The 22,505-nt window shown below is 45.8% G+C and carries 20 protein-coding genes; 14 read left to right on the top strand and 6 right to left on the bottom strand.

What is annotated here, in order from left to right; genetic code table 11:
• Positions 1–198 precede the first annotated feature (198 nt).
• From nikA to RRU94_RS23100, 9 genes are all read left to right on the top strand, one after another.
• Positions 199–1,755: a nickel ABC transporter substrate-binding protein gene (gene nikA, locus RRU94_RS23140; RefSeq protein WP_315696112.1), complete on the top strand. Its 1,557-nt coding sequence runs from the start codon at positions 199–201 to the stop codon at positions 1,753–1,755.
• On the top strand, positions 1,756–2,700 hold the full coding sequence (gene nikB / locus RRU94_RS23135; protein WP_315693200.1) for a nickel ABC transporter permease: 945 nt from the start codon (positions 1,756–1,758) through the stop codon (positions 2,698–2,700).
• Positions 2,700–3,548, top strand: coding sequence for a nickel transporter permease (gene nikC / locus RRU94_RS23130; protein WP_315696110.1), 849 nt, complete (start codon positions 2,700–2,702; stop codon positions 3,546–3,548). Before nikB ends, nikC begins: the two co-directional genes overlap by 1 nt.
• Complete coding sequence (locus tag RRU94_RS23125; protein WP_315693199.1) at positions 3,545–4,345, top strand: ABC transporter ATP-binding protein; 801 nt, start codon at positions 3,545–3,547, stop codon at positions 4,343–4,345. Before nikC ends, RRU94_RS23125 begins: the two co-directional genes overlap by 4 nt.
• A complete protein-coding gene (locus tag RRU94_RS23120; protein ID WP_315693198.1) occupies positions 4,342–5,103 on the top strand; it encodes an ABC transporter ATP-binding protein in 762 nt (253 codons plus the stop codon). The genes RRU94_RS23125 and RRU94_RS23120 overlap by 4 nt, the downstream gene beginning before the upstream one ends.
• Positions 5,104–5,344: 241 nt before the next feature.
• Positions 5,345–5,788 (top strand): MarR family winged helix-turn-helix transcriptional regulator, encoded by a 444-nt coding sequence (locus RRU94_RS23115; RefSeq protein ID WP_315693197.1) that lies wholly within the window; start codon positions 5,345–5,347, stop codon positions 5,786–5,788.
• Entirely contained in the window at positions 5,785–6,438 is a 654-nt protein-coding gene (locus RRU94_RS23110) for an HlyD family secretion protein (protein WP_315693196.1), read from the top strand. Before RRU94_RS23115 ends, RRU94_RS23110 begins: the two co-directional genes overlap by 4 nt.
• An 8-nt stretch (positions 6,439–6,446) precedes the next feature.
• Complete coding sequence (locus RRU94_RS23105; RefSeq protein WP_315693195.1) at positions 6,447–8,291, top strand: DHA2 family efflux MFS transporter permease subunit; 1,845 nt, start codon at positions 6,447–6,449, stop codon at positions 8,289–8,291.
• 151 nt (positions 8,292–8,442) lie between these two features.
• The gene (locus RRU94_RS23100; RefSeq protein WP_315693194.1) at positions 8,443–9,219 is read left to right on the top strand and encodes an NERD domain-containing protein; all 777 of its coding nucleotides are present in this window, start codon (positions 8,443–8,445) and stop codon (positions 9,217–9,219) included.
• A 48-nt stretch (positions 9,220–9,267) separates the two neighbouring features.
• On the opposite strand, the gene RRU94_RS23095 is transcribed toward RRU94_RS23100, so the two are convergent.
• Positions 9,268–9,876: a hypothetical protein gene (locus RRU94_RS23095; RefSeq protein WP_315693193.1), complete on the bottom strand. Its 609-nt coding sequence runs from the start codon at positions 9,874–9,876 to the stop codon at positions 9,268–9,270.
• 171 nt (positions 9,877–10,047) lie between these two features.
• Positions 10,048–10,278, bottom strand: coding sequence for a DUF2188 domain-containing protein (locus tag RRU94_RS23090; protein ID WP_315693192.1), 231 nt, complete (start codon positions 10,276–10,278; stop codon positions 10,048–10,050).
• A 237-nt stretch (positions 10,279–10,515) separates the two neighbouring features.
• On the opposite strand from RRU94_RS23090, the gene RRU94_RS23085 reads away from it, so the two are divergent.
• The 3 genes from RRU94_RS23085 (at position 10,516) to RRU94_RS23075 (ending at position 12,959) form a co-directional block, all read left to right on the top strand.
• Positions 10,516–10,878 (top strand): P-II family nitrogen regulator, encoded by a 363-nt coding sequence (locus RRU94_RS23085; protein WP_251272685.1) that lies wholly within the window; start codon positions 10,516–10,518, stop codon positions 10,876–10,878.
• On the top strand, positions 10,878–12,185 hold the full coding sequence (locus tag RRU94_RS23080) for an ammonium transporter (RefSeq protein ID WP_315693191.1): 1,308 nt from the start codon (positions 10,878–10,880) through the stop codon (positions 12,183–12,185). Before RRU94_RS23085 ends, RRU94_RS23080 begins: the two co-directional genes overlap by 1 nt.
• A 147-nt stretch (positions 12,186–12,332) precedes the next feature.
• Entirely contained in the window at positions 12,333–12,959 is a 627-nt protein-coding gene (locus RRU94_RS23075; RefSeq protein ID WP_315693190.1) for a YdcF family protein, read from the top strand.
• A gap of 47 nt (positions 12,960–13,006) precedes the next feature.
• Here RRU94_RS23075 and RRU94_RS23070 read toward each other — a convergent pair whose 3' ends face one another.
• A complete protein-coding gene (locus RRU94_RS23070) occupies positions 13,007–14,194 on the bottom strand; it encodes a DHH family phosphoesterase (protein WP_315693189.1) in 1,188 nt (395 codons plus the stop codon).
• Positions 14,195–14,315: 121 nt separating this feature from the next.
• Between RRU94_RS23070 and uvsE the strand changes: the two genes are divergently transcribed.
• The gene (uvsE, locus tag RRU94_RS23065; protein ID WP_315693188.1) at positions 14,316–15,287 is read left to right on the top strand and encodes a UV DNA damage repair endonuclease UvsE; all 972 of its coding nucleotides are present in this window, start codon (positions 14,316–14,318) and stop codon (positions 15,285–15,287) included.
• Between the two features lie 103 nt (positions 15,288–15,390).
• On the opposite strand, the gene RRU94_RS23060 is transcribed toward uvsE, so the two are convergent.
• Both RRU94_RS23060 and RRU94_RS23055 read right to left on the bottom strand, forming a co-directional pair.
• On the bottom strand, positions 15,391–16,851 hold the full coding sequence (locus tag RRU94_RS23060; RefSeq protein ID WP_315693187.1) for a DUF2512 family protein: 1,461 nt from the start codon (positions 16,849–16,851) through the stop codon (positions 15,391–15,393).
• A gap of 320 nt (positions 16,852–17,171) precedes the next feature.
• A complete protein-coding gene (locus RRU94_RS23055; RefSeq protein ID WP_315693186.1) occupies positions 17,172–18,038 on the bottom strand; it encodes an LSm family protein in 867 nt (288 codons plus the stop codon).
• Positions 18,039–18,310: 272 nt separating this feature from the next.
• Between RRU94_RS23055 and RRU94_RS23050 the strand changes: the two genes are divergently transcribed.
• Positions 18,311–18,766, top strand: a complete 456-nt coding sequence (locus tag RRU94_RS23050; protein WP_315693185.1) for a hypothetical protein — start codon at positions 18,311–18,313, stop codon at positions 18,764–18,766.
• Between the two features lie 85 nt (positions 18,767–18,851).
• Here RRU94_RS23050 and RRU94_RS23045 read toward each other — a convergent pair whose 3' ends face one another.
• Positions 18,852–22,502, bottom strand: coding sequence for a multicopper oxidase domain-containing protein (locus RRU94_RS23045; protein ID WP_315693183.1), 3,651 nt, complete (start codon positions 22,500–22,502; stop codon positions 18,852–18,854).
• Positions 22,503–22,505 lie beyond the last annotated feature (3 nt).

The raw sequence follows: 22,505 nt of genomic DNA, 5'->3' as shown, positions 1-22,505 counted from the left end.
GATTCATTGTATGAGTAAATTTCCTTTATTCCCAAAATTTTTAAAAAAGTTATACTTTATTTTCCATTTGGCGGAAGGGGAGAGAGTATAGATTTGTTTTTCTTTTTTGTCCAATGCTATTGATAAAACGTAATGATTACGATATATTAAAACGTAATGATTACGAAATAAGGGGGATGTTGGGTGCAGACAGTAAAGATGAGAAGAAAGAGTGTTTTATGGAAAGGCTTGTTGAAGATAGGAATAGCAGCGGCTTGTCTTGGCTTATTGGGAGCCTGCGGACAGTCTTCATCAAGTACGACGGCGTCAACAAGTGAAGACAAGCACATTCATTTTCTTTATAATTTCTCAACCAATTCTTTAGATCCACATGTTGATTCAAGCTACGTTCCGCTGCGAGCCGGTATAACGGAAACGCTTGTCCGGCTTGATGAAGAGAAGTTAACGATCGCGCCATGGCTGGCAAAAAGCTGGGAAGGTACAGACGGGCAAAACTGGACGATTCACTTGCGCGAAGATGCCACCTTTCAAAACGGAAAGAAAATGGATGCGAAGGCAGTAAAAGCTTCTCTGGAGCGGGCACTGACAGAAAGCACAGCTGTTCAAAATGCATTAAAGATCGACAAAATGGAAGCAGACGGCTATACATTGCGCATTTCAAATACAGAACCATTTCCTGAATTTATTTCTGAACTGGTGAATCCAAATGTATCCATCATTGATGTGTCGGAAAAAGACATCGTCAATAAACCGGTCGGTACGGGACCTTTTGCTCTGACGTCCTTTGTTCCGGGAAGCCGGCTTGAGCTTAAGCGCTATGATGGCTACTGGGACGGGGCTGCAAAGCTGAACTCGGTTACATTCTCGTTTAACGAAGATGCCAATGCGCGTTCCATGGCACTGCAATCCGGGCAGGTCGATATTGTCTACCGGCCGGAGGTGGAGAGCCTGAAGGCATTGAAAGCACAGCCTGGCATGAAAGTAGAATCGACGGAGACCTTCCGTGTTCATCAAATGACGATGAATATGCAGCGTGAAAGTTTAAAAGATGTCAATGTACGCCGGGCGGTTGATGCATTGATTGACCGCCAGGAGATTGTCGATACGATTTTGTTAGGCTACGGAGAAGCGGCAGAAGGGCCGTTTTTGCCATCTCTGCCATTTGCGCCAACGTATGAGAAACGCCCGCCATCCGGTCCGGATGCAGCTGTGCAATATTTGCAGAAAGCAGGCTACATACTGAAGGATGGAAAGATGCAGAAGGGTGGGAAGCCGCTTCAATTTGAGCTGCTCACATACAGCGCCAGGGCTGACCTGCCGCTTATTGCACAGGTATTTCAATCTGATGCGAAACAAATTGGCATCGACGTAAAAATTAAGCAAATTGAAATTCCGGAAGAATATATGGCGTCTAACCGTGACTGGGATTTGGCGACATACAGTAATTTAACAGCGCCGCGTGGCGATGCCGGCTATTATTTAAACGCAACGTATCATCCGAAAGGTGCTTTGAATTTCAGCGGTGCAGAAGAACCGGAACTGACAAAAATTATTGACAAGCTTAATCAAACAGTCGGCCAGAAGAAACGTGCAGTGCTGGCAGAGCAGGCGGCGGATTATGTGCATGAGAATGTGATCAATTCTTTTGTGCTGCACCCGTCCACGATTGTCGCGTATAACGATGATAAAGTGAAAAACTGGGTCACAACTCGGAGCGAATATTATATGATAACGAACCAATTGGATGTGAAATAAATGCTTCAGATTCTTGTCCGTAAATTTCTTGAAGTAACTCTTTTCCTGCTGTTTATTACTTTTATCAGTTTTCTGTTTGTTCGTCTGGCGCCGGGTGATCCCGTGTTAACGATCTTGAATGTGGATGAGCTTTCTGTAAGCCAGGAACAAGTAGAAGCATTGCGGGAGGATATGGGGTTTAATAAGCCGCTGCTCGTTCAATACGGGCTTTGGCTTTTTCGTTTTATTCAGCTTGATTTTGGACAGTCTTATGTGACAGGCCAGCCGGTGGCAGACATGATTGCGATGAGCCTTCCTGCTACTCTTGAGCTGGCAGCCGGATCCATGTTCGTGATGCTGATCGTATCGATTCCGCTTGGCTCCCTGTCAGCTCTTTACCGGGATAGCTGGATCGACCATGTAAGCCGGGTTACATCTATTGTCGGAGCGGCGATTCCGAGCTTTTGGCTTGGCTTGATTTTGATTCATTTGTTTGGTGTTCAGTTGAATTGGCTGCCCACGATGGGGAGAGACGGGTTTATGTCATTGGTTTTGCCATCGGTTACACTTGGGCTGGCGATTTCAAGTGTATACGTCCGTCTGCTTCGCTCCAGCCTGCTTGAATCGATTAGTCAGGAATTTATCCGTGCCGCAAGAGCGAGGGGGCTGTCAGAAGGGCGCATTTTCTTCGTTCATGCGCTGCGACACACCCTTCCGCCTGTTATTACGGTGTTTGGCGTTAGTTTAGGCAGCTTAATTGGCGGTGTTGTGGTGATTGAAGTGTTGTTTGCGTATCCCGGTGTTGGAAAAATGGTCGTTGATGCGATACGCCAGCGTGATTATCCGCTTATACAAGGATACATTTTGGTCATGGCCGTCATCGTGTTTGTGGTGAATACATGCGTGGATGTCTCGTATCGGTATTTGAATCCGGAAATGAAATTAAAAGAAAGGAACACACCATGATGAGAGGTTTTTCTATACAACTGCCAAAAGGAAAAAAGCACAATTGGCAGGGAGCTGCTGCTGTTTTGATCCTGGCCGCTGTGCTGGCAGGTACCCTGTATGCTTTCTTTCATTTGCGGCATGATCCGACTTTGACAAATATGAGCGGCCGGCTGCAGGGAATGAGCCTGGAGCATCCGCTCGGCACCGACCACCTTGGCCGTGATGTATTAACAAGGCTTTTTTTAGGAGGGCAGCAAACAATCGGCTCCAGCTTTTTAGCTCTGATTGCCGCTCTCGCCATCGGGATTCCATTCGGATTGATTGCGGGCTTCAAGCGGGGCTGGGTTGACCGCGTCTTTATGCGGATTGCCGATGGTTTTTTAGCTTTTCCGGACACGATCGTGGCGATCGTGTTGAGCGGGCTGCTTGGACCGGGAATCGGCAACCTTGTGCTCGCCATTGTGATGGTGAAATGGGTCAGCTATGCCCGGCTTGTTCGAAGCACGGTTTTATCTGAATCACAAAAGGAATACGTACTCATTGCCCGGATTAATGGGCTGTCCGCACGAAAAATTATGTGTAAACATTTGTTTCCGCACATAGCAGGAAACGTGCTTGTACTGGCCAGCCTCGACCTTGGCAAAATTATTTTGCTGATTTCTTCCTTATCTTATATCGGTCTTGGTGCCCAGCCGCCAACGCCGGAATGGGGAGCTATGCTGAATGATGCACGCCCGTATTTTCAATCGATGCCGGCTTTAATGATCTATCCGGGCCTTGCGATTGTCCTTGTTGTACTGCTGGCGAATATGCTGGGTGATTATTTGCGTGATCGCTTTGATGTAAAAAAGGAGGGGCAGTCATGATTTTATCCGTTGAGCAGGTAACGATTGGCAGCAGGCAGAAAAAGCTCGTGCAAAACGTTTCCCTCGCGATTCAAAAAGGAGAATGGTTTGCTCTTGTTGGGCAGAGCGGCAGCGGAAAAAGCATCCTGTCACAAGCTGTTGGGCAAATGCTTGCCCCTGGCTTGAATGTAGAAGGAAACATTTTTTTTAACGGACAAAATGTATTGGAGCTGTCCAAAAAAGAAATGCGGACAGTCCGCGGCCGGAAGCTGTCTTATATTTTTCAAGATTACCAGGGCTCCTTCACACCATTTCGCACGATTGGCCAGCACCTCGATGAATACCAAAAAGCCCATGGCATTCATTCGCCGCAAGCCCGTATGGCTGGAGTGAGGGAAGCACTTCAATCCGTCGGTTTAAGTGAGGAGCTGGCCGGACGCTATCCGTTTGAGCTGAGCGGCGGCCAGCTGCAGCGCGTATCGATTGCGACGGCTCTTTTGCTGGCTCCCGATTTGGTGATTGCCGATGAAATCACCACCGCGCTCGACAGCGTATCCGGGAATCAGATTTTAGAGCTGCTTGCCAGGAGGCAGCAGGAAACTGGCTGTGCCATTTTGTTTATTACACATGACTGGCGCCATGTAAGACGTTATGCGGACCGGATTGCCGTCATGAAAGAAGGCGAAATCATTGAATCAGGAGGAAAGCACCGTATTCTTGATCATCCGCAGCACCTTTATACAAAGCAGTTAATCAAGGCGGCGCCTGTGCTTGACCACCGCCTGCCATCCGGTTTACAGGAGGAGGGGAAAGCATGAAGCTTCTTGCCGTACAGAAATTGATGAAATCATACAGCGGAGGAAAAACGGCTGTAAATAACGTGTCTTTTGAATTAGATAAAGGCGAATGTCTTGGGCTTGTAGGGGAAAGCGGCTGTGGCAAAAGTACATTGGCTAGGTGCCTGCTGAGAATAGAGTCGATTGACAGCGGCTCTATTCGTTTTAAAGGCGAAGCAATTGAAAGGCACACCGAACGCCAATTGTATCCTTACCGAAAACAAATGCAAATCGTGTTTCAAAATCCGTCGGCTGCTTTGAATCCAAAGCTGAAAATAAAGGATTCTCTCATTGACCCGTATGAACAGTACAGAAAAGAGCTGAAGCTTGCCCACTTTTCGTATACGTCCAAAAAAGCGTTTGTTAAACAGCTTTTAGAGGCGGTTGAATTGCCAGAGGATTTGGCAAACCGGTATCCTCATGAATTAAGCGGCGGACAAAAACAGCGGGTTACAATCGCCCGGGCGATCAGCATTGAACCAGAGCTGATTGTGTTAGACGAGCCTACGGCGAGCCTTGATGTACTTTCCCAGGGAGCTGTCCTTGATTTATTAACAGAGCTGCAGCGCACACTCGGTCTTTCTTATTTATTTATCTCCCATGACCTGGCCGCTGTGCAAAAAATGAGCCAGCGCATCATAGTCATGAAGGAAGGGAAACTGGTCGACGAGTTCTGTCGGGAGCAACTATGGGCGGAAGAACGCCATTCTTATACAAAAGAGCTGATTTCTATTTTTTAGAAAACATGATCCAAGGTCCGGCGCAAGTAAACTCACTTGCGCCGGGCTTTTTTATTGCCATCAGCAAAAAACGGCTAAAAACAGCCGAAGAGCAAAGGATAAGAGGAAGCCGTTTTTTCAAGCATTTTAAGTTGACAATGCCGTTGCAGGGGATTATAATTTTTCTTCGTGAGGAAACATTTCGTATACGAAATGTTTCGATAGAAAATAAAAGAGACAGAAGAAAGGAGGAATAAGCAGCGTGTTGAACAACGAAATTTTGGCTTCCTTTTGGAGGATCAATAAAGCGATCAATAAATTAATAAAGCAAGACGCGGATCGGCTTGGTATTACGGTTGTGCAGCTGAAAGCCATTTATATCATTCAGTTAAATCCGAACATAAGCCTGGGAGAATTGGCTGAAAGGCTGATGCTGACAAACAGTACAGTCAGCGGTGTGATTGAGCGGCTTGTTCACAGCGGGCTGGCTGAAAGGATCATTCCGCAGGAGGATCGAAGAAGTGTGTTTATTGATTTAACAGAAGAAGGAAAAGCTGTGTTCGAGCAAATCGTTTCGTCTGAATCGAAGCTCGTAAAAAAATTAAATAACATTCTTGAGCTGCCAGAAGAGGAAATTTCCCATCTTCTGCGCCTGCATCAAATTGTTTTAACAAAGCTCTCATCAGAGGAGGAACAGGAGTCATGAACGCAAAGCGTTTAATTTTGATTAACATTATTATCCTATTGGTTTTAGTAGGCGGCGGCGTAGGCGGCTATGCTTACTACAATAAAGCTGTCAATTACTTAACGACAGACAATGCTCAAATCGCCGGTCAGCAAGTAACTATTTCTGCACCTGCAAACGGAAAATTAACAGAATGGAAAGGCAGTGTCGGTGAAGAGTTCTCTAAAGACGCGAAAGTTGGCACGCTTTCTGTCACAGGTACAGATGGACAAGCATCACAGATGAACCTTACACTTCCAACAGCTGGAACGATTGTTCAAAGCACAGCCATTCAAAATTCATTTGTTGCTGCTGGAACACCGCTTGCGAAAGCGTACGATTTAAATAATTTATGGGTTACGGCTAATATTGAAGAAACAGAAGTGGATCAAGTAGATGTAGGGCAGGACGTGGACATCTATGTAGACGCTTTTCCGAATTCAACGTTAAAAGGAAAAGTGACGCAAATCGGCTCGGCAACAGCTGGAACATTTTCTTTACTGCCAAGTTCAAACAATACAGGAAACTTCACGAAAGTCACGCAGGTCGTTCCTGTAGAAGTATCGATTGACGACAGCAAGGGCGTAGCCATCGTTCCTGGTATGAACGTAACCGTGCGAATCCATAAGTAGGTGATCACATGTTAATATATGGAGCAGTCTATGTTCTTTTATGCGCTTTAGTGCTGCTGCTCTTTAATTTTAGAGCGGTGAAACGAAGAAAACAGAACGTGAATCAAACGGTTATGATGCGTGAAGAGAGTGGAAGAAGCCCTGCAGAAGCCCGTCTGGACCGGAAAGAAGAAGAGGACGAGGCCGCCGCTTCTCCACAGGATTTATCGGAAGAAACAGCAGAGGTGCTTCAAAATTCCGCTGTATCAGAGCCGGCACTAGAATATGTAGAAGCAAACGTTCAGCCGAAAGAAGAAGTAATCGAGGAGCCGAAACAAACGGCTTCGGAAGCGCCAAAAAACTTCCACACGGGAAGAATTCTAACGGCTTTAATGCTTGGTGCCTTTGTCGCCATTTTAAACCAAACGCTGCTGAATGTAGCGATTCCGCATATTATGAATGATCTGGGTGTTTCAGCCAATACCGTTCAATGGCTGACAACAGGCTATATGCTCGTAAACGGAATTTTAATCCCGGTTACGGCGTTTCTTATTGACAAGTTCGGGACGAGAAAGCTGTATATTACGGCGATCCTCCTGTTTACGGTCGGTTCACTCGTTTGTTCGTTATCGGTGAACTTCACCATGCTGATGATTGGACGGGTGATTCAGGCGAGCGGAGCAGGGATTATTATGCCGCTTCTCATGACGGTATTTTTCGTGCTGTTCCCGCCGGAAAAACGCGGGAAGGCCATGGGGCTTATGGGCGTTGTTATGATTTTTGCGCCTGCAATCGGCCCGACCTTATCCGGATGGCTGATCGGCCATTATTCCTGGAGACTGCTGTTTGACATCGTTATTCCAATTGGCGTGCTTGTATTGATTTTAAGCTTTTTGTGGATGAGAGATGTTACGAAAGTAACCAATCCAAAGTTTGATTTACCCGGGTTCCTGTTTTCCACAATTGGTTTTGGATTCCTGCTGTATGGATTCAGTGAAGCTGGAAATAATGGGTGGGAAAGCGCGGTAGTCGTTCTTTCGCTCGTGATCGGGATTGTGTCATTGATCGCTTTTGTTTGGCGGGAATTGACTACAGATAAGCCAATGCTTGATTTGCGTGTATTTAAATATGATATTTTTGCACTGACAACGGTCGTCAGCATGATCGTGAATATGGCGATGTTTGGTGCGATGATTCTGCTTCCGATTTATCTGCAGAACATTCGCGGCTTTACCGCGCTCGAATCCGGACTGCTTATGCTTCCGGGTGCGATTGTGATGGGGATCATGTCTCCAATTGCCGGAGCGCTGTTTGATAAAATAGGTGCCAGATGGCTCGGCGTGATCGGTTTAACGATTACCGTTTTAACAACATGGCAGTTCACGATGCTCAGCATGACAACAAGTTATAGTCATCTGCTGGTTTTATACGTACTGCGGATGTTCGGTATGTCCTTTATTATGATGACCATAATGACAGAAGGGCTCAACCAGCTGCCCCGCCATCTTGGTTCGCATGGAACAGCCGCTTCCAATACGGCGAGACAGGTTGCCGGCAGTATTGGAACCGCATTTCTTGTCACGGTAATGACCACAAGACAAGGGGCGCATTACGGTGCTTATCAAAATACGGTTACAAGCTCTAACTCTTTTCTTTCCAATCAGTTTGAGCAGCTTGGCCAAAGCTTGTCTGCTATGGCTCACCTGCCGGGGGCGGCAGGAAACCAGCTTACAACTCAGCTTCTTTACGCCCAGGCCGTACAGCAATCGACCATTGACGGCATTAATGATGCTTTTATGGTCGCGACAGGGCTTTCTGTGCTCGCCCTCATTCTTGTATTTTTTGTGAAACGGGCACGGATTAAAGAACAATAATCAATTGAACGTCCACCCTAGAAGGTAATCCCTTTTAGGGTGGATTTTTTTATGGTTAAAACGAGGCTTTCTTTTTTGCACCAGCTTTATATTTGTACTTTTCGGTCGATATAAAAACAGATGTTCTATTTTGGTAGAAAGGAATTGATTTATGAGTTTTATTGTTTTACTTCTATTAGGCGCGATAATGATATCGGCCGCCAGGTTTTCCGCCAGTTCCAGACGTAAAAAGGGGGTGCTTGGTGAAAGAACCGTTCAAGAGGAGCTGGACAAACTCGACCAATCGGTATACACGGTTTTTCATGATCTTTATATTCCAAGAAGCAATGGCCGAACGGCGCAAATTGACCACCTGGTTTTGTCAACGCACGGTATTTTCGTAATTGAAACCAAAAACTTCAGCGGTCGAATTTTCGGTGATGAGTCAGAAAAGTATTGGATCCAAAAGACCTTGAAACGAAGAGAGACCTTTTACAATCCGGTTTGGCAAAATGCAGGCCATATTCGTGCATTAAAAGAGTTTTTTGGCCATTCGAATGGAACGAAATATTATTCATTCATCGCTTTTACAAGAAAGTCCCAGCTTGAGCTTGAAGAGCCTTTCAAGGAAGCAAGTGTTTTGTATGCAGATCAGCTGGTGGAAGCACTCTGTGCTCACCGAAACCAGCGCATGAATGCTGTACTTGTGCGAGAGCTCACCGAGAAGCTTGAGCCTTTTAATGAAGCGGGAAGGAGAAAAAAACGGGCGATCGAAAAAAAGCACGTACGGGCTATTAAAAGCGGAAAACGGCAAAGGGAACGAAACAAAAGTGAGGGAGTCTGTCCTAGATGCGGCGGGGCATTGGTAAAGCGGACTGGAAGGTATGGAGCCTTCAAGGGCTGCAGCCATTTTCCAGAGTGCCGGTTTACGAAAGTAATAGAAGACTAGCTGGCTTTTCTGCCGAAAAAAACAGCAGATGCCGGCCGGCATCTGCTTTTATGATTCGGTTTGATAAAGCAATCCTTTTTTACGGATTTGCCCTTTCAGCTCTTCTGCAAATGGAATCTTGGGATGAATCGTATATCGGGCCGGCTTTGCTTCCAGCTCAGCTGCTTCTTCAGCCGATCGTGGGTGCCATTCTTCGGAGTCGAATCCTTCTGACAGAAGGGCTTTGGCGGTGATCCGGTCAAATTTTTCGACAACATCCGGAGAACAGTCATTTACATAAACAAAATGCTGCATTAAATCGTGCCATTGCTCTTTCGTCGAAACCATTTCCGTCCGGATAATGTGATGAAAAGCGTGGCATTTTCGGCAAATAAGCTGGATGTCGAGCAGGTGGCACACCTTGTTCGTAAAGTCGTATTCCTCCACTTCATGAAGGTGAAGGTGCCGCATATCCTGCTCCTGCTCGGGTTTCCATCCGCAAATGCCGCATTGTTTTCCTTGCTGTTCCAGTACAAATGGACGCAGCTTCGTCCGCCAAAAGAAAGGCGAGACCGTTTGGCGAACCGTATGGCCGTGGAAAGGAGGGGGCTTGGCGGAAGGAAGCAGTTTAAAGGCAGTCAGGTCCCATATTCCTGCTTCGTTTTGTGCTGATTTCACGTTCGGATTTCCTCACTTTTTTAAGAGATGACGTAGCTTCAGTATGCCACCTTCTTTCTCCCTCTTCAACGCACTTTTCATACTCAAAGAAAACAGAGGGTAACAGCTGCGAATGCATAGAGAAAAGGAGAGCCGCCTGCTTGAGTGGCTCTCCTATTATAAAAGAAACGGTTATCCTTTCGGGGGATAGGGATCATGTCCGTAGCTGTTTGATTCTCCGATTTGTCCATTTTTTTTATGAATTCTATGTTCTGTTTTATCTTTTTTCGCTTTTTCACGCCCGTCCTTTTCCGCTTCCGCTTTGGTTGAATGATGGCTGATCGTTTCTCCTCCTTGTTTGTTATCCCAGCCGCCGTTTGAATTTGGAACAGTATGAACCTCCGGCTCTTTTTTGTCTGCCATAACACGTCACTCCTTTTCGCTGTTATAAACTGCGTTTTTATTCTTCTTCACTGTTTTTCCTTTTTTAAAAAAGAACAAACGTAAGGGGGAAGTAGATTAGCATGTTTTTCTCTTCAATATGTTGATTCAAGATGATCTTTTTCAAGGGACTTCCAGATGAAACCATTGACTCTATGAAATATCTTGTTATAATTATGAACAAATCTATGTTAGGAAATCTAACAAAGGGTGAGGGACATGAAAAAAATCGAAGCGATTATTCGGCCAGAAAAAATCACGGAAACAATCAAGGGGTTAAAACATATTGGTGTTACGGGTTTTACAGTCTCGCAAGTAGTAGGCAGGGGGAAACAAAAAGATACACAAGGAGTGTATCGGGGGAAAAGCTACAAAGTCACACTGCATCCGAAAGTAAAGCTGGAAATCATTTTATCTGATTATATGGTAGAGCCGACGATCGATACGATTATCAAGTCTGCTCAAACAGGGGAAGACGGAGACGGAAAAATTTATGTGTACCCAATTCTAGAAGCTTATAATATTCGTACAGGCCAGCCGGACGTTGAAATTGATGATGTGAAGCAGGGAGGACGAAGCTGATGGAAGTCATCCATTTGAATACAATCTGGGTCGTCATCGCAGCCGCTATGGTGCTGTTTATGGAAGGCGGCTTTAGTTTACTGGAAGCAGGTTTTGTGCGGACAAAAAACGCGGTCAATGTGACGATGAAAATTTTTGTCGATTTAACAATTGGCGCACTGGCGTTTTGGATGGTCGGATTTGGCATTATGTATGGAAAAGATGCATTTGGTTTGATTGGGACAAGCTTGTTTGGCAGCCCGGAAAATATTGCTCTATCCATCGACCTGCCTAGTGCGGCATTTGTGTTGTTTCAAATGGGCTTCGCGGTTGCCTGCGTATCTATTGTATCCGGCGCAGTAGCAGAACGAATGAGCTTTAAAGCATACATGTTAACAGCAGCGATGATTTGTGTCCTTGTTTATCCGCTGTCCGGCCATTGGATTTGGAACAGCGACGGCTGGCTGGCACAGCTCGGTATGAAGGACTTTGCCGGTTCTGCGGCAATTCATGCACTTGGCGGCTTTGCGGCATTTGCAATGGCAAAGCGCTTAGGAGCAAGAAAAGGCCGGTTTAATTCAGATGGCAGCGTCAACGTATTTGCACCAAGTAATATTCCGTTAGCGTCTGCCGGCGCTTTTATTTTATGGTTCGGCTGGTTTGCGTTTAACGCGGGGAGTACACTTGATGCAACCAATGCTTCCTTAGCAGCGATTGCCCTGCACACTATGCTGGCGGGAGCGAGCGGTGGAACGACAGCTCTTTTACTGACAATGAGCAAATTTGGTAAAGCAGATCCGAGTATGACGATGAACGGAGTACTTGCCGGTCTTGTAGCCGTAACAGCCGGCTGTGCATTTGTGGAAAGCTGGAGCGCCATCGTCATTGGGGCGGTCAGCGGCATCATTGTCATTTATGCAACACTGCTTGTTGACCGCTTAAAAGTAGATGATCCTGTTGGAGCAGTAGCGGTCCACGGGTTCAACGGGGTGTTTGGTACAATCGCTGTTGGTTTGTTTGATTCTTCTCAAGGTCTTTTTACAACAGGAGATGCCAAGCTGCTCGGTGTTCAAGTGCTGGGAGCGGCGGTAGTGGTTGTCTGGGGTCTGGCTGCCGGAAATATGATGGCGGTCATTTGTGAGAAAACAGTTGGTTTGCGTGTAAGTGAACGGGAAGAAGAGGAAGGGCTGGATATGTCTTTTCATGGGATTCCGGCTTACAACGAGTTGGAGCGTTTTACCGATGTGCCAACCAGCTTGTATGATTTTGAAGAAACAACAGGTATTACAGTAGCGCCTATTCATAACAAAAAAGCAGCAGTCAAATAATTGAAAAAACGATCATCCTTTATTAATGAAAGAGGATGATCGTTTTTTTTTTATTAAAATGAGCGGTTTTCAATGATGAGAATATACATTAAAATAGTAAATATTGGATGTGGGGAATATTTGCCTCACAAAAAAGGATGGAGACTTTTGTTCAACAAATTATGGATGAAGCTTGTGATCATTTTTGGGGCGGCCGGTCTGCTGATAACAGCCTTCACAGCATTCCGCATCTGGTCTTTCGGCAGCCAGGTGGAATATCAAAAGGCAGATGCCGCTATTGTACTCGGCGCTGCGGTCTGGAACGGCAAGCCATCGCCTGTTTTGCGTGAAAGAGTCGATCATGCCCTTTGGCTGTATAAGAATGGATATGTGGAAAAGCTGATTTTTACGGGCGGAAGAGGCAGTGGAGAGAAAACAGCGGAATCGGAGGCGGCAAGAGACTATGCGATGAAGAAAGACGTACAGGCGGATGACATTTTGATTGAAACAGAATCCGCCATTACGGAAGAAAACCTTCAATATGCTTACGAGCTGGCGAAAGAAAAAAAGCTGAAAACTTTTGCGCTTGTAAGTGATCCGCTGCATATGAAGCGTGCTATGCTTTTGGCGGAAACAATCGGAATAAATGCTTATTCGTCACCTGCCCAAACGTCCGCTTATCAAACGATCAACAGCCAAATGCCGTTTCTCTGCCGGGAAGTGTTTTTGTACATAGGCTATGTGGTAAGCCGGCCGTTAGAGGGTATCAAGAGACGAATGAAGGTCTTGTTTTAGTGTAAATAAAGCCGTCCATCCCTGCTGTAAAAGGATGGACGGTTTTTTTAATGAGTAGAGTGGCGTTTTTTCGCATTCATTAAATACTGAACAAATACTTCGTCACGAGCCAGCCAGACGGCTTCCTGCCGTTTTAAAAAACGTTCTCCTTCTTCGAAGCTGGTGAACGTTTCCGGCCGCTGTTCATGATTTTGTTCAATACCCCATTGTTCAGAAGACAGAGGATGCAGTAAAAAGCCATCATTCTGCCTATTTGTGTACAGGGCGCCAAAAGAACTGTCTGGCAGGTTGTAGCGGTTACGTTTCGCATCTTCTTTGAGCGGCTCGTGGCCGAATACAGCTGTTACAAACAGCTCAAACGCTTCTGCTGATAAAGAGCAGCCCGAGGCTTTTGCATGGCCGCCCCCGCCAAAAAGCCCGGCAGTGCGCGAAACATCAACGTCATCGTGAATAGTCCGGAGACTGATCCGCCTGCTGCCCACACTGATGATGGCGATGTAATCGAGATGGGAAAACTCTTTGCTTAGTTCATTGCCCAGCTCAGAATGGTACGATTCCGCATGGACAACACCGGCCCATTGGTCGTGGACATAGGCCTGTATAACCTCGCGCTTTTTCCGGCGGATGTATCGCTCTGTTTTTCTTTCTTCCATATCCAGAATTTTCTCTTCAAAGTCATTAAAGAAAAAGTGGTCGCCTGTGTTCAACCGGTTCAGCATTGCTTCTTCAAATTCATCGATAGAGACTAAAAAGAAAAGGGCGTTCAGCCGCTGGGCTTTTCGATTGTTGAGCTTTTCCCAATCCCACGTATCATATTGCCGGACGAGCTCCACAAATTCAGCTACCGCTGCCGAGTGTGTAAGGTGCTCATATTTCAGCAGGTACTCGTAGAACAAAGAAGTCGCTGAAGCCGGACGGCCTTCTTTTTCCTCTATAACGACCTGTCCCCATTTATAGTTGTTCAGGTGCAGTGCTGTTTGATGGTGATCGAGCAGCTGAACTTTTCCGCCGTTTTGATAAAACTGGTTCAGCTTTTCTTCGTTTTCTTCGTTCACGGATAAATCGGTAATAAACAGAAACGTGTCCGGATCTCCATTTTCTAAAAACCATTCGACTTCCTGGTTTAGTCCGGAAATGGAATTGTAGCGGACACTCACATCAGAGCCAAAGGCAAGCTTTGCTAAAATCCCGCATGAAACACCGTCCAGGTCATTATGAGATAACAGTTTGTACATATTTTTCACCTCAAAACGTAGTATGAGGACAAAGGGCAAAAAATATTGAAAAGTGTTCTTTCTTTCTGACGGGTATGCCGTCTTTTATTTTGGATAAAATAGAAAGAAAAGGGGTGAAAGAATGACGCTGGTCCGTCTCGGTTACGCAGCTATGAGCATGAATGTTCAAAATGGTTCTCCTTCTCAAACAATGACCCATGCCCAGTTTTCAAAAATTGGGAACAGGGAAGCGGCCATTCATAAACTAGAACGCATTGCGATGTCAAATCTCCACAATTGTCTGCGGCTGCTTCGGCACAATGCAGCGCATGATATCCACTTTTTTCGGCTTAGTTCCAAACTGATTCCAATGGCGAATCACCCGGAACTTTCGGATTGGAATTACATAAAGCCGCTCGGAGAAAGCTTGAAGGCGATTCGCTCGTATTTAAAAGAGCATCAGGACATGCGGATTGACTTTCATCCGGATCATTTTGTTGTGTTAAACTCGCCAAAACCTGATATTTTAAAAACGGCTGTTCAAACACTCCGTATGCACCGGCTGCTGTTAAAAGGAATGGGGATTGCCCCTGAACATCGATGTGTCGTACACGTAGGCGGCGGCTATCGTGACAAAGAAGCGGCACTCGAGCAGTTTGTGGAAAATTGGGGGCTTCTTCCCGCTCCTTTGCAGCGCATGATAATGCTTGAAAATGATGATAAAACCTTCACGATCAATGAAACGCTGTACTTATGTGAAAAGCTTGGTGTTCCGGCGGTGTTCGATTATCATCACCATGCAGCCAACCATGAAAAGGAAGCAGAATGGGAGGCGGCATGGGAGCGCGTCACCGCTACATGGCAATCCTCTGCGCTGCCAGTGAAAATGCATATGTCGAGTCCAAAGTCAGAAGAAGATTTCAGAGCCCATGCGGATTTTATTGATGAAAAGGAATTTCTGCATTTTCTTCATCGTGTGAAAGGAAGCGTGCCGCAAATCGATGTCATGATTGAAGCGAAACAAAAAGATAATGCCCTTTTTGCCTTGGTGAGGGAATTGAAAAAAGCAGGAATTGAACAAGTGGATGGAGCCAGCTTTTATATGCAGGGATAAAGGAAAGAAGAATATGTATAAACGTATATTTGATTTTTAAAACAGGTGCCAAAACATAAAGCCAATCCTTTTTAATAAAGGATTGGCTTTATGTGGTCCTGCTTTATTTTCGTTTCAGGTTCATCTTCTTGCGTTTTCTTGGTACATCTATAATAGTCAGCTCACAGCCGGCTTCTGTACCGTATGGATCGCTTGAGCCTTGATCCGCTTTTCCGGACTGTGACGGCTGCCCTTGTTTATTGCTCATACCGGTTTTTTGGTTAGAAGAGGCAACAGACATATCAGACCCAGCTTCTGTGCCATACGGATCCGATGCATTTTGCTGGCTTTTTCCAGTTTGTGCCGAGCTGCCCTGTTTGTTGCTTCGTCCCGGTTTTTGATTGCCGAACGTGAAGGATGTATCGGAACCGGCTTCTGTACTATATTGATCCGATGCATTTTGCTGGCTTTTTCCAGTTTGTGCCGAGCTGCCCTGTTTGTTGCTCCGTCCGGGTTTTTGATTGCCGAAAGTAAAAGACGTATCCGAGCCAGCTTCTGTACTATATTGACCCGATGCATTTTGCTGGCTTTTTCCAGTTTGTGCCGAGCTGCCCTGTTTGTTGCTCCGTCCAGGTTTTTGATTACCGAAAGTAAAGGATGTATCCGAGCCGGCTTCTGTACTATACTGATCGGATGAATTCTGCTGATTTTTCCCAGATTGTGCCGAGCCGCCCTGCTTGTTGCTTTGCCCGGCTTTTTTATTGCCGGAAGTAACGGACATATCGGAACCGGCTTCTGTGCCATACTGATCAGACGAATTCTGCTGGTTTTTCTCAGATTGTGCTGACACGCCCTTCTTGCTGTTCTTCCCGGTTTTTTGAATACGGGAAGCGAAGGACATATCAAGGCCAGCTTCTGTCCCGTATTGGCTGGTTGAGTCTTTTTGTTTTTTCTCAGACTTTGCCGCTTCGCCTTGTTTGTTCTTTTTATTTTGCTCGTCAGCCGGTTTTACAGAGATATCGGAGCCGGCTTCGGTTTGATATCGGTCCACTGAAATGGTTTTCTTTTTTTGATCTTGAATGACGGCGCCTTGTTGCTCAATATTGGCTTTGTTGACATTCGGTCGAACCGCCATATCGGAGCCAGCTTCGGTTTGATATTTGAAAGTGGATACAGCCTGGTTGGCGTTTTTGCCAGCATTTTGGCCGCCGGCCTTTTTCTTGTTTTGCTGAGATTGTCCAGCGGGTCCCTGCTTGAGCATATACATATGGAAAAAATACTCGCCAATCGCAATGACAACGGCACATAAAAGAGCGGCTGCCCATAATGAAATACGCGGTTCAAATAAAAGGGCTCCCAGCAGCCAAACAACGATAAGTGTTAAGACGAAATCAGCAGCAGATGCTGTAGGATTTCCGAATTTCGGTAAAATAAATAAATCCCCAATCAGAAATCCGGCAGCAGTGAGCACAACGCTTATTGTGAAGATGTCACCCAAGGAAATATTAAAGAATCCGCCTAGAATAATCCAAAGAACGAGCGTTACCATGACAAATTTTATTAACAATGCTGATACATATTTCATCGTGTTCGTTCCTCCTCCATCTTTAAAATCGTGGCCGTTATGCTTTCCTGCATACAATAAGAGCGCAATACCGGGTAAACAATGAGCGGATGGACCATCACTGATTGGTCATGCCTTTACGTAGGATGTGGAGTTGGCGGTGAAAATATTTAAATTTATTTTGTTTTTTGCTTTTTAAGGATTCAGGAGTTTGGGCAATAAAAAAAGGCCGGCCCCTTCGTTTGAAAGGGGCCGGCCTTTTTTTATCACTGAAGAGTCGGAGCAGTCAGTATAAAACGGATCTGGAGAAGAAAAATTACGAAAAGATAACAACTGCTTTATTAGAGGGATGATGAAACAATCAAATAAATGGAATCCAAAGGAATTACACGTTGCTTTCTTTTAGCTGTGACGATCGTAACTGTTTCTTCATCCACTTCATGAATATGGCCGGCTATGTTATTTCTGGCTAATACAATATTTACCTTTTTGTCGATATAACCCAATAAGAAAATAGGGAGTGTCATTTTAAAGAAAAGGTGAATCAATTCGGGAGAAGAAGCAACCGTTTCTCCGAATTTAAACATAAGTGCACGTCGAAGTGCCGGGTCAATATCAAGCAAAGCTGGATCTTTATCGAGTCCGCGATGGCGTGTAAAGGACTTGATCGATTGTATTTTTGAAAAAGGAATGATCATTTCCTGCTCTTTTTTCTTGAGGAGCACGAAATTACGTCCAGCCAGCTGAACACGGCCGGATTGCTTGTAAAGAAGCACGCTGCTTTTAGGCAGCGTTACTTGCGGCAGCTTTTTTTTGCCGGCATGCGCTTTCGGCCGGACAGCCCGTCTTTTTCTGCGCTTTCTCGCTGCCAGCTTTTTCTTAAATAAACTTTCTTTACTGTTTTTTATTTTTATTCGATTCCCTTTTTTAACAGCAGGCAGTCCTGCTTCTCCTTCACGCGTAAGCACAACTTCTGCCCATTGGCCGACTAGTCCTTCAAATGATACTCTTCGTCCTTCTTCTGACTGTTCGTTCGACAAAGCAAGATTCAGCAGCAGGGTATTGGCTTCCTCGATTTTAGCTTCAAGCTTCGCCTGCTGTCTCTCAGGGAGACAAGAGGGAGGTGACGGAAAAGCCGGCCTGTTTTCGCTTTTTGAACAGCACTCTTCATGATCAAAAGAATCATCAAAATCAGAATGTTCCTGCATAGGATCACTTCCTTTTGCTCAAGCTTTCCTTTTTATCACATGTAAAAAAACAACGTTATGCTTTCTTCATATCGTATGTGATCGTTTTTCACTGGTGACTTGGAAAATAATTCTATTTTTTTCTGAAAAGAGGGGGCGGTAGTTTATTCGGATTTACTAGTTAAGCATAGGATAATAGTAGGCTGTGAGAAGCAGATAAAAGAGAGAAACGGTTTACAGCCTGCGCTTTTCTCAGTCCGAACACTTCACTTTAATGGGAAAGGAGGAAAAATATGAGTATACTAAACTGCGATTGTCAAGATTTTGGAAAACACCATCAACATTCCTGCGGCTGCAATAAAGGCGATTCCTTCAGCCGGTTTCATTCGCACAACCAACACCAGCACCACGATTTCCGTCATCAGTGTTCATGCAGCCGCTGTGGACATGGAGATGGTAACCGTCATTTTATGGATAGATGTTTGTGCGACGATCGCTTTCGCATCCGCTTGAGCGGATTAAGAAGCAGCATGGCGTTTCGCTTTCGGCAGCTGATCGGTGAGCATGTGAAGGTTGCCCTTGAAGGAGAAAAGATTGTTCAAGGAAGAATTACTTTTGTAGGCAATGATTTTATTGAGATTGTTGTGAAAGTGAAAAAAGAAAAGCATAAGCATGAAGTCAAGAAAAAAGTGTTTCTTGTTCAATTTGATCAAATCAAATGGGTAGAACGGATTGATAAATTCCGCTGACAAGCTGTATGAAAAAAAGCGGTATCCCCTATGGAATACCGCTTTTCCATGTAAAAAGGAAACAAATCGTTTACTCTTATCAATGTCAATGAGATAAAGGCGGCAAATGGGGCTGTACTTTGCTGTGAACCCGGATGATTCCCCACATTCCCTGTTCGATATCCCAGCGAATATTGCCGGCCCGGTACATATAATCCCCCGGATAGTTATACGTTCCTCCGGCACCGCCAATTAAAAGCAAATCTTCTGTTACACCTACAACCATATGGCCTGTGAATGAATCAATCCGGGAGTCTATATCTCTCGGATCGAATTTCCAGTTGTGTCCGTGAATGTGGAATGTATGGCTTCTTCTGCGTTCCGAAGGGGTAGTGAGCCGGACAACAACAGGGTCACCGGGATACGCTTCAAAAACAGGTGTGGCTGGATCACCGTGAATTTCTGAACTAAATAAGTCACCTAAAACAGGGTGTTTTCTAAAGCGGTTAATCAGCCGTTCCGTCCGGTAATTAAAACCGCGCGAACCAAAATCATATGTGTCTACTTCATCGTCTTCAGGGTCCGGTTTTGGAATGACACCGTCAAGTGGATCGATAATCACTTTACCATGCTTATCTTCTAAACGAACACCGTCATGCATCACTAAAACAAATTCTCTATACCTGTCGTTGAGTGGGTGTTGAAGCAGCACATTTGTGCCTGTTTGCACAGGCTCCAGCGTATAAGGATCAAGATAAGTGGTAAAGCGCGGTTCCGCTATAAAAGCCCCAAATGTTCCAAAGGAGCGGTGATTACGCAGGTCAGCCATATCCCACATGGCGCAGGTGCCCATGCTGTCCTGCACATGCCAGCGGTACGTAATCGTTTCACCAGGCCCCACTGTCTGGTCAGGATTAAAACCGACCGTGCCGCCGCTTGAAGTCGTAACATCGTAATCAAGCATATTGACGTGCAGGGAAATCCGAAGAGACGGCGGATAAAAAGCCTGCTCTTTTACTGGTGGGTAAGGATGAATGCCATCCGGGAATGGGAACAAGTCAAACTTGAGCTGGCTGGTTAAGGTAACTTCGACTAACTCACCAGAATTACCTCTAAGCACAAGCGGCTCCGGATTTTTTCTGCCTGACAGAATATCATCTACGTCTTCTTCTAAAGCAAACACGATGCCAAATGGATCATGGTCCCCAAACGAGTTGTATAAAATCGGCGTTTGAAAAGCAACAACACTGTATCGGCGAATCGGCGCATTGTGCGCTACTTCAGGCGGAAGGGTAGACTGCGGATCAGCGGGAGCCGGCGGCTTTCCGGTTACTTCAGGCAGCGGCCTTGTTCGTGGTTCCGGCAAAGGCCGGTCTGACAGCGATATGAGATGATCTACTTCCTGATCGTATGCACGAATAAGCCCCCACGTACCATTCCACACATCTTCTTCTGTTTCAAAAGCCCATAAATAATCGCCGGCTCTTGGAATATCCATTTCAAACGTAAAAGACTCTGAAATGCCAATATGCTGCTGTGACCGGATCTGGGAATCATTGCTGGGCCGTTCTGATTTCCATCTTAAGCCGTGTAAGTTAAAGCTGTGCGATTCTTCCTGGGCACCCTGCAGCAGCCGAATGCGGATGGAATCTCCTTCATAAGCCCGGAAAACGGGGGTGAAGGGATCTCCATTTACATAAGAGCTGAAAGAGTAGGCAGGGTCACAGTCTTTCCCAAGCCGGAACTGCAGCGGCTCATTTCTGTAATTGACTGCAAAAATACCGGGATCATCCTGTGAGCCGGGGAACTGTGGCGGCTGAATCGGACAGCCGTCTTTATCAAATAACATGGCGAAATCCTGGACAAACAGTGTAAAATCACGATAATCAGCGATCAATGGGTGGCGGACAGTAATTTCGGCTCCCTTATCTGTTTCTTCACCTGTTTTAGAATCCAAAAATTGAGAAAAGCGCGGCTGCACAACAACCGTTCCAAAAATGCCATGCTGCTGGTGAGAAACAGGATACAAATGATCATGAACAAAAAAGGCTTTCAATTCTGTATCGGCAAAATATTCATATCGTATCGTTTCATTTGGTAAAACGGAGCTGTCGTAATTCCAGCCTACGTTAGCGCCGTCGCCTACAAGAACATCAAATTTAACGAAATGAATATGAAAACCGGTCTCATACGTTCGGGTCACCAGCTGAAACGCGTCGCCATCCAAAATATGAGGCAGCCGATTGGTGTAATTAATTCGAATGCACGTACCGGCCGCTACATGCAGCACAAGCGGTTCAGGCTCCTTTTTTCCGGACAGCACATCATCCAGATCTTCATCCCGCACATATATTCTTCCTTTTGGGTCGTACCAGCCCTGTTTGTTATAAACAATCGGCAGTTCAATCACCGATATATTGAACTCTTCAACGACCGGATTTTTCATACACGGATCCGCAAAAACAGCTCCCGGTCTGGCGTTTGGGACAGCGGCATTTCTTTCAAGCTCTGTCATTTCCCGGCCGCCGACAATGCCGAGAGGAGGCCTTGGCGCCTTGCAGCCGACTTTTCCGGGAATGAAGTTCGGGAATCCCGGCCTTTCTTTTGTGGGGCGCGGCGGGCAAGGACAATCAGGAAGCGGCTGAAGCGGTGCAATGGGCTCGCCATTTGGATAGCACTGGCTTCCATCCTGCAATGTATCAAAAACACGGTTCATTCCCCACATTCCAGCTTCGAAATGGGGATACAAGTGGCAGTGAATAATCGCATCTCCAATCGCGCCCTGCAGACTGCCAAGTCCATATAAAGGCCGGATGCTATAGTGGGACTGAGGACTGATCGCCTGTGCATCCACAATTTCAGAGTTAACATTTCCTGGGTCTCTCAGCCACTGGTGCACATGATAATGAAAAACATGTGTTTCTTTGGATGCTGCATGAATTAAGCGGATCACAGCAGGGTCGCCTTTGTACCCGCGCAGAATCGGTGTTGCAGGGTCGCCAAACATCCAGGAGTCATGATGCACTTCTTCTCCTTCAACCTCGGGAGACACAACACCTTCTTCTACAAGTTTCAAGCGGTTATGAAGCGGTTCATATCGGTAGTTCACACCGTGAAACGATTCGGCTTCCTGATTGGTCATCGGGTTCAGCGGCCGGTTGCCCGTTAAATCATTCACTTCCATTTCATCATGGAAAAACCATGCATACTCACGGAAGGAGGGAAGGAAAGGATGATGAATATCCGCAAACGCGCCGCTGTTGATCGGTCCGCCTGTTACCGGATCGGTCCACCAGGAACCTCTTTTTTCAACGAGCAATGTACCGAAAAGACCCTGGATGCTGGAGCCATCCTCCGTACTCGATACATTGCCGACATCGGTGAAAAAACAAATTCCTTCAAACGTGGCATCCAGCCTGTAAAGAAGCTGTTCGCCGCATTCAGCGAGCGAGCTCGGATTAAAGCCGACGTTAGCTCCGTCTGACGTTAACACGTTATAATCGAGATCTTGAAAATGCATGCCCGCTGCAAAAGGAAGCTGGTTTTCAAAAAGAATTTCAACAACATCACCTTCGTTCGCTCTGATCGTAAGCGGCTGTACGAGCTCTACCGGTGTAAAGGGATTTTTGCGAATCAGCTCTTTTACTTTTGCTTCATTTTCCTTTAACACATACATCTGCCCATCCGGATTATGGTCACCGAAATTGTTGACCACCATCCGGATGGGAATCGCGACTACATGATAACGACGTATCATTGT

This window comes from Domibacillus sp. DTU_2020_1001157_1_SI_ALB_TIR_016, from assembly GCF_032341995.1.
Classification (GTDB): domain Bacteria; phylum Bacillota; class Bacilli; order Bacillales; family Domibacillaceae; genus Domibacillus; species Domibacillus indicus_A.
Note: the sequence above shows the minus strand (reverse complement) of the source record. Positions and strands in the feature narration are given on the sequence as shown.